Annotated in this window: 12 protein-coding genes and 1 pseudogene; 3 read left to right on the forward strand and 10 right to left on the reverse strand. The window is 70.5% G+C overall.

The genetic code is table 11. The annotated features are described in order from the left end of the window. Positions 1–104: 104 nt before the first annotated feature. Positions 105–481, forward strand: a pseudogene (locus G3I60_RS34390) (ATP-binding cassette domain-containing protein); the annotation flags it as partial. Between the two features lie 108 nt (positions 482–589). Here G3I60_RS34390 and hisS read toward each other — a convergent pair. Together hisS and G3I60_RS34400 are read right to left on the reverse strand one after the other, a co-directional pair. Next, a complete protein-coding gene (gene hisS, locus G3I60_RS34395; protein WP_164296860.1) occupies positions 590–1,852 on the reverse strand; it encodes a histidine--tRNA ligase in 1,263 nt (420 codons plus the stop codon). A gap of 11 nt (positions 1,853–1,863) precedes the next feature. Continuing rightward, the gene (locus G3I60_RS34400) at positions 1,864–2,574 is read right to left on the reverse strand and encodes an MBL fold metallo-hydrolase (protein WP_138352629.1); all 711 of its coding nucleotides are present in this window, start codon (positions 2,572–2,574) and stop codon (positions 1,864–1,866) included. A 218-nt stretch (positions 2,575–2,792) separates the two neighbouring features. Here G3I60_RS34400 and G3I60_RS34405 point away from each other — a divergent pair, with 218 nt between their 5' ends. Continuing rightward, a complete protein-coding gene (locus tag G3I60_RS34405; RefSeq protein WP_164296862.1) occupies positions 2,793–3,617 on the forward strand; it encodes a peptidylprolyl isomerase in 825 nt (274 codons plus the stop codon). 173 nt (positions 3,618–3,790) lie between these two features. Then, on the forward strand, positions 3,791–5,020 hold the full coding sequence (locus tag G3I60_RS34410) for a DUF349 domain-containing protein (RefSeq protein WP_164296864.1): 1,230 nt from the start codon (positions 3,791–3,793) through the stop codon (positions 5,018–5,020). 78 nt (positions 5,021–5,098) lie between these two features. Here G3I60_RS34410 and G3I60_RS34415 read toward each other — a convergent pair whose 3' ends face one another. The 8 genes from G3I60_RS34415 to ruvC all read right to left on the reverse strand — a co-directional run bounded on the left by G3I60_RS34415 (position 5,099) and on the right by ruvC (position 14,179). Then, positions 5,099–7,528 carry a bifunctional (p)ppGpp synthetase/guanosine-3',5'-bis(diphosphate) 3'-pyrophosphohydrolase gene (locus G3I60_RS34415; RefSeq protein ID WP_138352632.1) on the reverse strand — a complete coding sequence of 810 codons (2,430 nt, stop codon included), beginning with the start codon at positions 7,526–7,528 and terminating at the stop codon, positions 5,099–5,101. A gap of 126 nt (positions 7,529–7,654) precedes the next feature. Beyond that, positions 7,655–8,215 carry an adenine phosphoribosyltransferase gene (locus G3I60_RS34420; protein ID WP_138352633.1) on the reverse strand — a complete coding sequence of 187 codons (561 nt, stop codon included), beginning with the start codon at positions 8,213–8,215 and terminating at the stop codon, positions 7,655–7,657. Next, a complete protein-coding gene (gene secF / locus G3I60_RS34425; protein ID WP_138352634.1) occupies positions 8,212–9,372 on the reverse strand; it encodes a protein translocase subunit SecF in 1,161 nt (386 codons plus the stop codon). The genes G3I60_RS34420 and secF overlap by 4 nt, the downstream gene beginning before the upstream one ends. Then, on the reverse strand, positions 9,372–11,150 hold the full coding sequence (gene secD, locus G3I60_RS34430; protein WP_164296866.1) for a protein translocase subunit SecD: 1,779 nt from the start codon (positions 11,148–11,150) through the stop codon (positions 9,372–9,374). Before secD ends, secF begins: the two co-directional genes overlap by 1 nt. 90 nt (positions 11,151–11,240) lie before the next feature. Then, positions 11,241–11,675: a preprotein translocase subunit YajC gene (gene yajC / locus G3I60_RS34435; protein WP_164296868.1), complete on the reverse strand. Its 435-nt coding sequence runs from the start codon at positions 11,673–11,675 to the stop codon at positions 11,241–11,243. A 160-nt stretch (positions 11,676–11,835) separates the two neighbouring features. Next, complete coding sequence (gene ruvB / locus G3I60_RS34440) at positions 11,836–12,912, reverse strand: Holliday junction branch migration DNA helicase RuvB (protein ID WP_138352637.1); 1,077 nt, start codon at positions 12,910–12,912, stop codon at positions 11,836–11,838. A 107-nt stretch (positions 12,913–13,019) separates the two neighbouring features. Next, on the reverse strand, positions 13,020–13,643 hold the full coding sequence (gene ruvA, locus G3I60_RS34445) for a Holliday junction branch migration protein RuvA (protein WP_138352638.1): 624 nt from the start codon (positions 13,641–13,643) through the stop codon (positions 13,020–13,022). Beyond that, entirely contained in the window at positions 13,640–14,179 is a 540-nt protein-coding gene (gene ruvC / locus G3I60_RS34450) for a crossover junction endodeoxyribonuclease RuvC (protein WP_164296870.1), read from the reverse strand. Before ruvC ends, ruvA begins: the two co-directional genes overlap by 4 nt. Positions 14,180–14,212 lie beyond the last annotated feature (33 nt).

The raw sequence follows: 14,212 nt of genomic DNA on the forward strand, positions 1-14,212 counted from the left end.
CAGTGGCAGGGCCCGCAGGTGCCCGGTGGTCCATCGAACGGTGGACACGGGAGTGTCCTCCTGGTCGTCCCCCGCGGCGCCCGCCCGGGAGGATTCCTACCGGCATGGGAAACGAGGCGGTGCGGGTGCGGGGCCTCCGCAAGCGGTACGGCGAGGTCACCGCGGTCGACGGAGTCGATCTCGACATCGAACGTGGCGAGGTGTTCGGGATCCTGGGCCCCAACGGGGCGGGCAAGATCACGACGGTCGAGATCCTGCAGGGGCACCGGTCGGGGGACGGCGGCGAGGTGACCGTGCTGGGCGAGGACCCGGACCTGGCCGGCCGCGCCTGGCGCTCACGGGTCGGCATCGTCTGGCAGACGAGTCGGCGCGGGCGGAGCTGACCGTCCGCGAGAGCGTGCGGCACTTCGCGCGGTACTACCCGCGACCGCGCGATCCGGCGGAGGTCATCGCCCTGGTCGGTCCCGAGGACAAGGCCGGTCACCAGCGCGATGCGGCACGGGCTGCTCTGACCCCGCGTCCCGCACAGGGCGAAAGGCCCGGACAGCGACCGCTGTCCGGGCCCTTCCCCGCAGGTCGGAGCAGCGGGTCAGGCCAGCTTCTCCTGGAGGGTGGTGACCAGCGCGTCCAGGGCGACCGCCGTCTGCTCACCGCTCCGCATGTCCTTGAGCTGCACCACGCCCTCGGCCAGATCACGCTCACCGGCCACGATCGCGAAGCGGGCGTCGGCGCGGTTCGCCGACTTCATCGCGTTCTTCAGGCCCTTGCCGCCGAACGCGAAGTCGGTGGCGATACCCGCCCGGCGCAGCTCGGTGACCGTGCCGAAGAGCGTGCGGCGCGCCTCCTCGCCGAGCGGTACGGCGAACACGTCGGTCGTCGCGGGCAGTTCGAGCTCGACGCCCTCGGCCTTGAGCGCCAGCACCGTACGGTCCACGCCCAGCGCCCAGCCGACGGACGGCAGCGCGGGGCCGCCGATCATCTCGGACAGGCCGTCGTACCGCCCGCCGCCGCCGACGGCGGACTGCGAGCCGAGACCGCCGTGCACGAACTCGAAGGTGGTGCGGGTGTAGTAGTCCAGGCCGCGCACCAGCTTCGGGTCGTCCTCGTACGCCACGCCCGCGGCCGTCAGCAGCTCGCGCACCTGCTCGTGGTACTCCTTGCACGCCTCGCACAGGTAGTCACGGAGCATGGGGGCACCGGTCAGCTGCTTCTGCACCGCGTCGCGCTTGTCGTCCAGAACGCGCAGCGGGTTGATCTCCGCCCGGCGCACGGTGTCCTCGTCCAGGTCGAGACCGGCCAGGAACTGCTGGAGCGCGGCCCGGTAGACCGGACGGCACTCCTTGTCGCCGAGCGAGTTGAGCAGCACCCGGAAGTTCTTCAGGCCGAGTGCCTTGTACGCGTCGACGGCCAGGATGATCAGCTCGGCGTCCAGCACCGGGTCCTCGGTGCCGATCGCCTCGGCGCCGACCTGCGAGAAGTGCCGGTACCGGCCGGCCTGCGGGCGCTCGTAGCGGTAGTACGAGCCCGAGTACCAGAGCTTGACCGGCAGGTTGCCGAGCTTGTGCAGGTTGTTCTGCAGGGCGGCGCGCAGCACGGAGGCGGTGCCCTCGGGGCGCAGCGCGAGCGTGGTGCCGCCCTTGGTGGTGAGCGTGTACATCTCCTTGCTGACGATGTCGGTGGACTCGCCGACGCCGCGGGAGAAGAGTTCGACCGCCTCGAACCCGGGGGTCTCGATATAGCCGTAGCCGGCCCGCTTGAGCGGTGCGGAGATCGCCTCGCGCACCGCGAGATACGCCGCGGAGTCCGGCGGGATCAGGTCGTACGTGCCCTTGGGGGCCTGGAAGGTACTCACAGGAAGCCTTGTCACAATCCTCGTCGCGGAGCCGGTGAACCGGCTCCGAAGCCGCGGGCCGCTTCCCCCAGGTAGGGGTTGGCGGCGCGCTCGCGGCCGATGGTCGTCTGGGGGCCGTGGCCGGACAGCACCACGGTCGAGTCGTCGAGCGGCAGGCACACCCGCGCCAGCGACTCCATCAGCTCGTCCGCGGAGCCACCGGGCAGGTCGGAGCGTCCGACGGAGCCGGCGAACAGCAGGTCGCCCGAGAAGAACACCGACGGCACGTCGGAGGTCTCGGGAAGCCTGAAGGTCACCGACCCCTTCGTATGGCCCGGCGCGTGCGAGACGGTGAACTCCAGGCCGGCCAGCCCGAGGGCGGCGCCGTCGGTCAGCTCCCGGACGTCGTCGGGTTCCCCGATCGTCAGCTCGCCCAGCAGCTGCTGCCCGATGGAGCGCCCCAGGGCCTTCTCCGGATCGCTCATCATGTAGCGGTCCCGGGGGTGGATCCAGGCCGGGACGTCATGGGCCCCGCAGACCGGCACGACGGACGCCACATGGTCGAGGTGGCCATGGGTGAGGATGACGGCGACGGGCTTGAGGCGATGCTTGGCGAGCGTGTCCTCGACGCCCTGGGTCGCTTGGTGACCCGGGTCGATGATCACGCACTCCTCACCGGCGGCGGGGGCGACCACATAACAATTGGTCCCCCAGGCCCCGGCGGGGAACCCGGCAATAAGCACGTTCGTCCTTCTGTCGTCCGCGGAGGTGTCGGCAGCTCACGAGCCTACCGGCGCGGGAGTGGCCGCGGCGAACCCGTATCGTCCCGCAGGTGCGCCTGTGCGTGGCGCGCGGGTACTGGACTGCGGGCCGGGTGGGGCGCGAAGATCTGCCGCACGCGGATTCACGTTCGAGATGACGTTTTCGAGAAGACTGAAGCAGAAGACCGGGAGACGGCGAAGTGGTCACCAAGGAACAGCGGCGGCGACAGCTCGCCCGAGAGAAGTTCGAGCGGCAGCAGCAGCGCAGGACCGCGGAGCAGTCCAAGGCCCGCCGGCGCAACAGCGTGATCGCCGCCGTGGTGGCCGTCGTGGTGGCCGCCGGCGCCACCGCGTACGCGACGGGCAGCCTGGACGGCAAGGAGAAGTCGAAGACCGACGCGGCCGCCAGCCCGTCGGCCACGACGCCTTCCAAGGCGCCGGACCCGTGCGCCAAGCCGGGCGCGGGCACCCCGGGGAAGCAGCAGTGGAAGACCGAGCCGGCGATGGACGTCGACAAGAGCGCGAAGTACACCTTCACGCTCCAGACCACCTGCGGTGACATCGCGATGGCGCTGGACGCGGCGAAGGCGCCGGCCACCGTGAACTCGTTCAAGTTCCTCGCCGACAAGGGCTTCTTCGACCACACCAAGTGCCACCGGCTCACCGCCGACAACATCTTCGTCCTGCAGTGCGGCGACCCGACCGGTACCGGCCAGGGCGGCCCCGGCTACACGATTCCGGACGAGAACCTCAAGGACCCGGCCGTCGCCAAGGGCACCTACCCGGCGGGCACGATCGCGATGGCGAACACCGGGCAGCCTCACACCGGCGGCAGCCAGTTCTTCCTGGTCTACAAGGACAGCCCGCTGCCGGCGTCCTACACGCCCTTCGGCACCATCGGCGCCGACGGCATGAAGGTGCTGCAGAAGATCGCGGCAGCGGGCGCGGCGGCCCCCGACGCCCAACAGAACACCGCCCCGAACGCGACCGTGGTGATCAACAAGGCGGTCGTGAAGCAGTCGTGAACCCCTGATGAGCCGGGCCCCGGCGGTAAATTTCGCGTGTGCTGGATGCGGACAGCCGGGGCGCCGGTCGCCTATGTTGGCGTTGGACCGGTCAGGGCGCAGCCCGGCCGGAGGAAACTGTGAACGATGCCCGCGAGCCGGAAAGCGGCCGGGCATCACGTGGAGGAGGCGCTGTGAGCAGCGACCCATGGGGCCGCGTCGATGAGACGGGGACCGTGTACGTGCGTACGGCCGACGGGGAGCGGGAGGTCGGTTCGTGGCAGGCGGGGTCTCCGGATGAGGCACTGGCCTACTTCGAGCGCAAGTACGAGGGGCTTGTCGTCGAGATCGGCCTCCTCGAGCGGCGGGTGAAGACCACCGACCTCGCGCCCAAGGACGCGCTGACCGCGATCGAGCACCTTCGGGCGTCGGTCACCGAGGCGCACGCGGTGGGCGACCTGGCGGCGCTCGCCACACGGCTGGACGCACTCGTCGGGCTGGTGGAATCGCGCCGCGAGGAGCGCAAGGTCGCGAAGGCGAAGGCGACCGACGAGGCCAAGGTGGCCAAGGAGGAGCTGGTCGCGGAGGCCGAGGGGCTGGCCGAGAGCGAGCAGTGGCGGACCGCGGGCGAGCGGCTGCGCGCCCTGGTGGACACCTGGAAGGCGCTGCCGCGCCTGGACCGCAAGGCCGACGACGAGCTGTGGCACCGTTTCAGCCACGCCCGTTCGGTCTTCTCCAAGCGGCGCAAGGCGCACTTCGCGTCGCTGGACTCCCAGCGCGAGGAGGCCCGCCGCGCCAAGGAGAAGCTGGTCACGGAGGCGCTGGCGCTGTCGAACTCCACCGACTGGGGTGCGACCGCCGCCCGCTACCGCGAGCTGATGACGGAGTGGAAGGCCGCGGGCCGCGCGCAGCGCGAGTCCGAGGACGACCTGTGGAACCGCTTCCGCGGCGCCCAGGACCAGTTCTTCCAGGCCCGCACCGAGGTCTTCAACGAGCGCGACTCCCAGGAGCGGGAGAACCTCGCGCTCAAGGAGGAGCTCGCCATCGAGGCCGAGAAGATCCTTCCGGTGACGGATCTCAAGGCGGCCCGTGCGGCGTTCCGCGCGATCAACGAGCGCTGGGAGGCCGTCGGCCATGTGCCGCGCGACGCCCGGCCCCGTATCGAGGCCCGGATGCACGCGGTCGAGCGCGCGATCCAGGACTCGGAGGAGAACGAGTGGCGCCGTACGAACCCGGAGGCGCGGGCCCGCGCCGCGGGTCTGACGGGTCAGCTCCAGGCAGCCATGGACAAGCTGCGCACCCAGGCCGAGGCGGCACGGGCAGCGGGCAACGCGTCGAAGGCCGACAAGCTCACCCGTGAGCTCGAGGGCCGGCAGGCCCTGCTGGACCAGGCCCTGAAGGGCCTGGAGGAGTTCGGCGGCTGAGCAGGCCCTGAGGCCCGCACCGCACGACGAAGCGGCCCCGGTACGGATCTTCCGTACCGGGGCCGCTCGCGTACGGGCTCAGCGCTGACGGCCCGAGGTGACGCGGTACACGTCGTAGACGCCCTCGACGCCGCGTACGGCCTTCAGGACGTGCCCCAGGTGCTTGGGGTCGCCCATCTCGAAGGTGAAACGCGAGGTCGCGACCCGGTCACGGGAGGTCTGCACGGCGGCGGACAGGATGTTGACGTGCTGGTCGGACAGCACCCGCGTCACGTCCGACAGCAACCGCGACCGGTCCAGCGCCTCGACCTGGATGGCGACCAGGAAGACGGACGACTGGGTGGGCGCCCACTCGACCTCCAGGATCCGCTCGGGCTCCTGGGACAGCGACTCGATGTTGACGCAGTCCGTGCGGTGCACCGAGACTCCGCTGCCCCGGGTGACGAAGCCGATGATCGGGTCGCCGGGCACCGGGGTGCAACAGCGGGACAGCTTGACCCACACGTCGTCGACGCCCTTGACGACCACGCCGGGGTCGGCGTTGGCCCGCCGCTTGGAGCGGTTGCGCGAGGGGGTGGTGACCTCCTCGATCTCCTCGGTCGCACCTTCCTCGCCGCCGAGCGCGTCGACCAGCTTCTGGACGACGGACTGGGCGGTGATGTGCCCCTCGCCGATCGCCGCGTAGAGCGCGGAGATGTCCGGGTAGCGCATCTCGTGGGCGAGGGTGACGAGCGAGTCGCCGGTCAGGACCCGCTGGATCGGCAGGTTCTGCTTGCGCATCGCCCGCGCGATGGCGTCCTTGCCCTGCTCGACGGCCTCCTCGCGGCGCTCCTTGGAGAACCAGGCGCGGATCTTGTTCCGGGCGCGCGGGGACTTCACGAAGCCCAGCCAGTCGCGCGACGGGGCGGCGCTCGCGGCCTTGGAGGTGAAGACCTCCACCAGGTCGCCGTTGTCGAGCGTCGACTCCAGCGGCACCAGGCGGCCGTTGACCCGGGCCCCTATGGTCCGGTGCCCGACGTCGGTGTGCACCGCGTAGGCGAAGTCCACCGGGGTGGCGCCGGCCGGCAGCGCTATGACGTCGCCCTTGGGGGTGAAGACGAAGACCTCGTTCTGCGAGAGGTCGAAGCGCAGCGACTCCAGGAACTCGCTCGGGTCCTCGGTCTCCTTCTGCCAGTCCAGCAGCTGCCGCAGCCACGCCATGTCGTTGACGGTGTCGCCGTCGCTCTTGCGCGGGGTGTCGGTGCGCACCTTCGAGGCGCCGGAGACCGGGTCCTGCTTGTACTTCCAGTGCGCGGCGATGCCGTACTCGGCCCTGCGGTGCATGTCGAAGGTGCGGATCTGCAGCTCGACGGGTTTTCCGCTGGGCCCGATGACCGTCGTGTGCAGCGACTGGTACATGTTGAACTTGGGCATCGCGATGTAGTCCTTGAACCGCCCGGGCACCGGGTTCCAGCGCGCGTGGATGGTCCCGAGCGCCGCATAGCTGTCGCGGACGGTGTCGACGAGGACGCGGATCCCCACCAGGTCGTAGATCTCGGCGAAGTCGCGGCCTCGCACGATCATCTTCTGGTAGACGCTGTAGTAGTGCTTCGGGCGGCCGGTGACGGTCGCCTTGATCCGGGCCGCGCGCAGGTCCTGCTGGACCTGGTCGGTGACGACGGCGAGGTACTCGTCGCGCTTGGGGGCGCGCTCGGCGACCAGCCGCACGATCTCGTCGTACATCTTGGGGTAGAGGATCGCGAAGGCGAGGTCCTCCAGCTCCCACTTGATGGTGTTCATGCCCAGCCGGTGCGCCAGCGGGGCGTAGATCTCCAGCGTCTCGCGGGCCTTCTTCTCCTGCTTCTCCCGCTTGAGATACCGCATGGTGCGCATGTTGTGCAGGCGGTCGGCGAGCTTGATGACCAGGACGCGCGGGTCCTTGGCCATGGCCACGACCATCTTGCGTACCGTCTCGGCCTGCGCGGCCTCGCCGAACTTCACCTTGTCGAGCTTGGTGACGCCGTCGACGAGCAGCGCGACCTGGTCGCCGAAGTCCCGGCGCAGCGCGTCCAGGCTGTAGTCGGTGTCCTCGACGGTGTCGTGCAGCAGTCCCGCCATCAGTGTGGCCGGGTCCATGCCGAGCTCGGCGAGGATCGTGGTGACCGCGAGCGGGTGGGTGATGTACGGGTCGCCGCTCTTGCGCTTCACTCCGCGGTGCCAGCGCTCCGCGACCTGGTAGGCGCGCTCGATCTGGCGCAGCTGCGCGGTGTCGCCCTTCGGGTCGTTGCCCCGGACGATCCGCAGCATCGGCTCCAGCACCGGGTTGTACGGGCTGGACCGCTGCACACCGAGCCGGGCGAGGCGGGCGCGGACGCGGTTGGAGGAGCCTGCGGCGCGCGACGGCGTCGCGCTGGCGGGGGTCCGTACGGGCCGGACGGCAGGCGTCGGCGGCTCGGGGGCGGCTCCGTTGCTCCCGGCGGGGGTTTCGTCCCCGCCTTCGGCGTCGAGCGGCTGGGCCTCGTCTGGCAAGAGCACTCCTCACGCGGGTGGGAGCACCCATGGTATCGATCTGTGGCAGGAGGCGGGCGCCCGGTGGTTTCCGGGCGCCCGCCTCCGGGCGGTGCTGTGGTGCCGCAGGGCGCTGTGCCTGTGGTGTCAGACGATGATCAGTGCGTCCAGCGGGGCGCCCGCGAGGGCGGTGGAGAGCCGTTCGCGGCCCTTGAGGAAGCCGAGCTCCAGCAGGACCGCGACCCCGGCCACCTCCGCGCCGGTCCGCCGGATGAGCTCCAGCGAGGCCTCGGCGGTGCCGCCGGTGGCCAGCACGTCATCGATGACCAGGACCCGGTCGCCGGGGGCGAGGGCGTCCTGCTGCACCTCTATCTCGGCGCTGCCGTACTCCAGCTCGTAGCGCTGCGACAGCGTCGCGCCGGGCAGCTTGCCCGCCTTGCGCACGGGCACGAAGCCGAGGTGGGCCCGGGCCGCCGCGGGGGCGGCGAGGATGAACCCGCGCGCCTCCAGTCCGGCGACCTTGGTGGCGCCATGGCGCGCGCAGAGCACGGCCAGGGCGTCCACCAGGGCGTTGAACGCGTCGGGGTCGGCCAGCAGCGGGGTGATGTCCTTGAACATCACACCCGGCTGCGGGTAGTCCGGCACGTCCCGGATCCGGCCGAGCAGCTGCTCGCGCAGCGCTTCGGCGCCGGCCGCCGTCGCCGTCACCGCCGCTTCCCGGAAGGACGGTTCTTGCCACGGTTGCGGGCGGCCTGGGGACGCTGGCCGACCACACCGCCGGCGGCGGCACGGTCGCCGTCCTCCGGCTCGTCGTCCTCGGCGTCCTCGGCGGCGGCGACGTCCTCACGGGCGCGCCGGTCCTCGTCGGCCGGGTCCACGCCCTTGGCGGCGTCGGCCTTGCGCTTGGCCAGCACACGCTTCTTGAGGGCCTTGATCTCCGGGTCGCGCTCCTTGAAGTCCGCGACCAGCGGGGTCGCGATGAAGATCGAGGAGTACGCACCGGCGGTGAGGCCGACGAAGAGCGCGAGCGCGATGTCGTTGAGGACACCGGCTCCGAGGATGCCGCCACCGATGAACAGCAGGGCACCGACGGGGAGCAGCGCGACGACCGTGGTGTTGATGGAACGCACCAGGGTCTGGTTCAGGCTGCGGTTGGCCAGCTCGCTGTACGTGTAGCGAGTCTGCTTGGTGATGCTGCGGGTCGTCTCCTTGAGACCGTCGAAGACGACGACGGTGTCGTAGAGGGAGTAACCGAGGATCGTCAGCAGACCGATCACGGTGCCCGGGGTGACCTCGAAACCGACGAGGGCGTAGACGCCGACGGTGATCGTGAGGTCGTGGATCAGGGCGACGAGGGCGGCGATGGCCATCCGCCACTCGAAGGCGATGGCGAGATAGATCACCACCAGGATCATGAAGATGATCAGGCCGGTGAAGGCCTTCTTCGAGATCTCCTCACCCCAGCTGGGGCCGACGATCTGTGCGTCGATCTTGGTCGAGCCGCCGAGGTCGGTGGCGACCTGCTCCTGAATGGTCTTCGACTCCTCGGTGGAGATGTCGCTGACCTGGATCCGGACGCCGCCGTTGCCGAGCTTCTGCACGGTGGCGACATGACCGCCGGTGTGGCCGGCGATCTTGTTCTGCACGTCGGTGACCGAGTACGGCGTCTTGCCGGTGGTGAAGACCGCGCCACCGGAGAACTCGATGCCGAGCTTGAGGCCGTTGATCGCCAGGCCGGCGATGGCCACGATCGTGATCAGGATCGAGACGCCGTACCAGAGGTTGCGCTTGCCGACGAAGTCGTAGGCGATCTCGCCACGGTGCAGCCGGTGTCCGAGCTGTCCGAGATTACCGAGCTTGGACATCAGGCCTCCTTCGTCTCGGTGCTCGTCCTGCGGCGGACGCGGCGGATGGGGGCCTGGACACCCAGGCCCTTCGGGTCGAGGCCGGACCACTTGTGGCCCTCCGCGAAGAACTTGTTGCGGGCCAGGATCGTCATCAACGGCTTGGTGAAGAGGAACACCACCACGACGTCGAGCAGGGTGGTCAGACCCAGCGTGAACGCGAAGCCCTGGACCTTGCCGACCGTGACGGCGAACAGCACCGCGGCGGCCAGGAAGGACACGAAGTCCGACACCAGGATGGTGCGCCGGGCGCGCGGCCAGCCGCGGGCCACGGCGGGCTGCAGCGAGCGGCCCTCGCGCAGCTCGTCACGGATCCGTTCGAAGAAGACGATGAACGAGTCCGCGGTGATACCGATGGCGACGATGGCTCCACAGACGGCCGGCAGGTTCAGCGCGAAGCCGATGGCCGGGCCGAGCAGGGACATCAGCGTGTAGGTGAGTGCCGCCGACACCAGAAGGCTGACGATCGCGACGAGGCCGAGGCCCCGGTAGTACGCCAGCATGTAGAGCACGACCAGCGCGAGGCCGACGGCGCCCGCGATGAGGCCGCCGCGCAGCTGCTCGCCGCCGAGTGCGGCGGAGACCGTGGTCACGTCGCTGATGTCGAAGGACAGCGGCAGCGAACCGTAGGACAGGACGTTCGACAGGTTCGTCGCGGACGTCTGGGTGAAGCTGCCGAAGATCGTCGCGCTGCCGCCGGGCAGGGCCTGCGAAACCGAGGGCGCCGAGACGACGTTGCCGTCGAGGTCGATCGCGAACTGGTTCAGCGGGGGCTGCTGGGCGGCGAGCTGCGTGGTGACCCTCGTGAACTTCTTGGCGCCACCGCCGGTGAAGCTGAGGTCGACGACCCAGCCGTTGCCGGACGTGGTGTCGAACTTCGCACTGGCCTTGGAGACGTCCTTGCCGTCGAGGACGGCCGGGCCGAGCGCGTACTTGTACCAGATCTTGTCCTTGCCGTCGCCACGCTCGCCGCAGCCGACGACCTTGTTCTCCGGCTTGACACCCTGGTTCGCGGCCAGCCGCTGCTTCGGGTCGTTGCAGTCAAGGGCGGTGAACTTGGCCTGCAGATCGGCCGGAATCGTGCTGTCCAGCGTGCCGGCCGGGGGCGCGGACGGGGTGGGTGTCGGGGTCGGCGCCTTGGCCGGGTCGGCCTTCAGACCGTCGGTGACCGCGCGGCCCTGAGTGGTGGCGCTCGACGAGGGAGTCGCCTTCGTCGAGGGCGTGCTCTTCGGCGTGGCCGTACCGGTCGGCTTGGTACCGGGCTTGCCCGACGGAGTCGCCGAAGGGGTCGCGGACGGGGTGGGCGTCGCCGGCGGCGTCTTGGCCGCCGGGGGGTTCGCCTGCTCGGCGAGCACCTGCCGGAAGTACAGCTGGGCGGTCGTGCCGACCTGCTCCTGCGCCTGCTTGGGGTCGGTGCCCTTGGGGATGTTGACAATGATGTGATTGTCGCCCTGGGTCTGCACCTCCGCCTCGGAGACACCAAGACCGTTCACACGCTGGTTGATGATGCTCACAGCGGTGTTCATGTTGGTCTTGTTGACCGCGCCGGCCTGATCGCTCTTGGCGGTCAACGTGATGCTGACACCGCCTGCGAGGTCGATGCCCAGTCGCGGCTTGGTGTTGTGCGAGAGGAACATCGTCCCCGTCAACGCCACGAGCGCGATCAGGATCGCGGCCAGGGCGCGCCCGGGGTACCCCTGACTCCCCGAGGACCTGCGGCCCTTCTTGGGTGCTGCCACCTTCTTGTATCTCCCTGTCCAACCAGCCCCCGGGCCTGCGCGCCCGTGGGGTGGCCACGAAGTGATGTGAGAGTCCAGACCGACGCGCCCTTACTTGGGGTCGGTGCCGTCCTTCTTCGGCTCGTCCTCCGTCTTGCTCAGGTCGATGCGCTCGTCATCGGCGGCCTCGGCCGTCACGGCGTCCTCATCGGTGGCCGCGTCCTCGTCGGTGTCCTCGGAGCCGTCCTCCAGCTCGTCCGGCTCGATGCCGTGCACGATCCGGTCGTACTCGGACTGGTCCAGGACGGCGCCGATGGAGTTCTTCGCGAAGTGCGCGTGCACCCCGTCGGCCAGCTCCAGGAGGACGGTGTCCTCGTTGACTTCCTTCACCACGGCGTACATGCCGCCGATGGTGCGGACACCGGAGCCCGGTTCCATCTGGTTCCGCATCGTCGCCGCCTGCCGCTGCTTGTTCTTGGCAGACCGGGTCATGAGGAACATGGCACCGATAAGGATGATGAACGGGAGGAGCAAGCCGATACTCACGATTTACAACGTTCCTTCGCACGGCCGCGGTGGCTGGCCTGATCTACGGGGGTGTATGCCGTTCCGGAGGAAGGGCGTCGGCGGAGTCTAAGCGAGTCCTCGCCGGTGAAACAACGCCCAGCATGGCACTGGGGTTCCTGGGGGGCGAGTCCCCATGCCGTCACGGTCCGAACAGGCCACCCTGGCCGGGGCCCCCGGGCTGCTGGGGCGGGACCAGGCCGAGGTGCGTCCAGGCCGCCCGGGTAGCCACCCGGCCACGGGGAGTACGCGCCAGCAGACCCTCCCGGACCAGGAACGGTTCGGCGACCTCCTCGACCGTCTCGCGCTCCTCACCGACGGCGACCGCCAGTGTCGACAGACCGACCGGGCCGCCGCCGAACAGCTGGAGCAGGGCGCGCAGCACCGCCCGGTCCAGCCGGTCGAGGCCCCGGGCGTCCACCTCGTAGACCTCCAGGGCCTGCGTGGCGATCTCGCGGGTGATCCGGCCGTCGGCTCTGACCTGCGCGTAGTCCCGGACCCGGCGCAGCAGCCGGTTGGCGATACGGGGCGTGCCGCGGGAGCGGCCGGCGATCTCCGCACCGCCGTCCGTCTCGATCTCGACGTCCAGCAGCCGGGCCGAGCGGTGGATGACGCGTTCCAGCTCGGCGGGGGCGTAGAACTCCATGTGGCCGGTGAAGCCGAAGCGGTCCCGCAGCGGGGGCGGCAGCAGGCCGGCCCGGGTGGTGGCGCCGACCAGGGTGAAGGGCGGCAGCTCCAGCGGGATGGCGGTGGCGCCGGGACCCTTGCCGACGATCACGTCGACCCGGAAGTCCTCCATCGCCATGTAGAGCATCTCCTCGGCGGGCCGGGACATGCGGTGGATCTCGTCCAGGAACAGCACCTCGCCCTCCTGGAGGGAGGAGAGGATCGCGGCGAGGTCGCCCGCGTGCTGGATGGCCGGGCCCGAGGTGATGCGGATCGGGGCGCCCATCTCGGCGGCGATGATCATCGACAGGGTGGTCTTGCCGAGGCCGGGCGCTCCGGAGAGCAGCACGTGGTCGGCGGTGCCGCCGCGCTTCTTGGCGGCCTTGAGCACCAGGTCCAGCTGCTGCCGCACCCGTTCCTGCCCGACGAACTCACCGAGGTCCTTCGGCCGCAGCGCGGCCTCGACGGCCTGGTCCTCACCGTCGGCATCGGAGCCGACCAGCCGGTCCGGCAGCTCGCCGGCGGTCGGGGGTGCGGGCTCGTCCCAGTTCATGTCGGACTTTCGGGTCGTCGGTGCGGGGCTCGTGGGTGCGGGGCTCGTCGGGTCGTAGCGGCGTCAGGCAGTCGGTGCGGGGATCGTGTCCGTGCGGCGGCATGCCCTCAGCGGGTGCGGTTCAGGGTCTGGAGGGCCGCTCGCAGCAGTGCGGACACATTGGGCGCTCCGCCCCCGGCCAGCTCCGCCTCTGCCTGCGGCGCGACCGCGGAGACCGCTTCGTCGGCCTCGCGGGTGGCGTAGCCGAGCCCGATGAGCGCCGCGTGCAGCTGGTCGCGCCAGGAGGCGCTGACGGGGCTGCCGATCCCGCGGTTCGCCCCGGGGCCGACGGGCTCGCCGAGCCGGTCCTTCAGTTCCAGCAGGAGCCGCTGGGCGCCCTTCTTGCCCACGCCGGGGACGGCGGTGAGCGCTTTCTCGTCCCCGGTGGCCACCGCGATCCGCAGGGCGTCCGGGGAGTGCACGGCGAGCATCGTCTGCGCGAGGCGCGGGCCGACGCCGCTGACGGTCTGCAGCAGCTCGAAGACCAGCCGCTCGTCGTCGTCCGCGAAGCCGTACAGGGTGAGCGAGTCCTCGCGGACGATCAACGACGTCGAGAGTCTGGCCGGCTGCCCGGTCCTGAGGGTGGCGAGGGTGCCCGGGGTGCACAGGACGGACATGCCGATGCCGCCCACCTCGATGACCGCGGCGTCCGGGGCGAGTGCGGCGACCGGGCCGCTGACGAAGGCGATCATGCTCGGGGCTCCTGGATTCGTGCCGGCCGGTGGGCGGCGATGGCCTGTTGGAGACGGTTGGTGGCGGTACCGCGCCAGATGTGGCAGATGGCCAGCGCCAGCGCGTCCGCGGCGTCGGCCGGCTTGGGCGGGGCGTCCAGGCGCAGCAGCCGCGTCACCATGGTGCCGACCTGGGCCTTGTCCGCCCGTCCGCTGCCGGTGACGGCGGCCTTGACCTCGCTGGGGGTGTGCAGATGGACGGGGAGTCCGCGCCGGCTGGCGCAGAGCATCGCGACGGCGCTGGCCTGGGCGGTGCCCATGACCGTGCTGACGTTGTGCTGGCTGAACACCCGCTCCACGGCGACGACTTCCGGCCGGTACTCGTCCAACCACGCCTCGATGCCGCGCTCGATGAGGACGAGTCGGTGCCCGATATCCGCGTCGGCCGGGGTGCGCACCACGCCTACGCCCAGCATCGTCAACGGGCGCCCGGGGACGCCGTCCACGACTCCGATGCCGAGCCGGGTCAGTCCCGGGTCCACGCCGAGTACCCGCACCCCGTCACCCCTCAAGCCCTGTCGGTCAACTGT

It is taken from the genome of Streptomyces sp. SID13666, assembly GCF_010548325.1.
Classification (GTDB): domain Bacteria; phylum Actinomycetota; class Actinomycetes; order Streptomycetales; family Streptomycetaceae; genus Actinacidiphila; species Actinacidiphila fildesensis.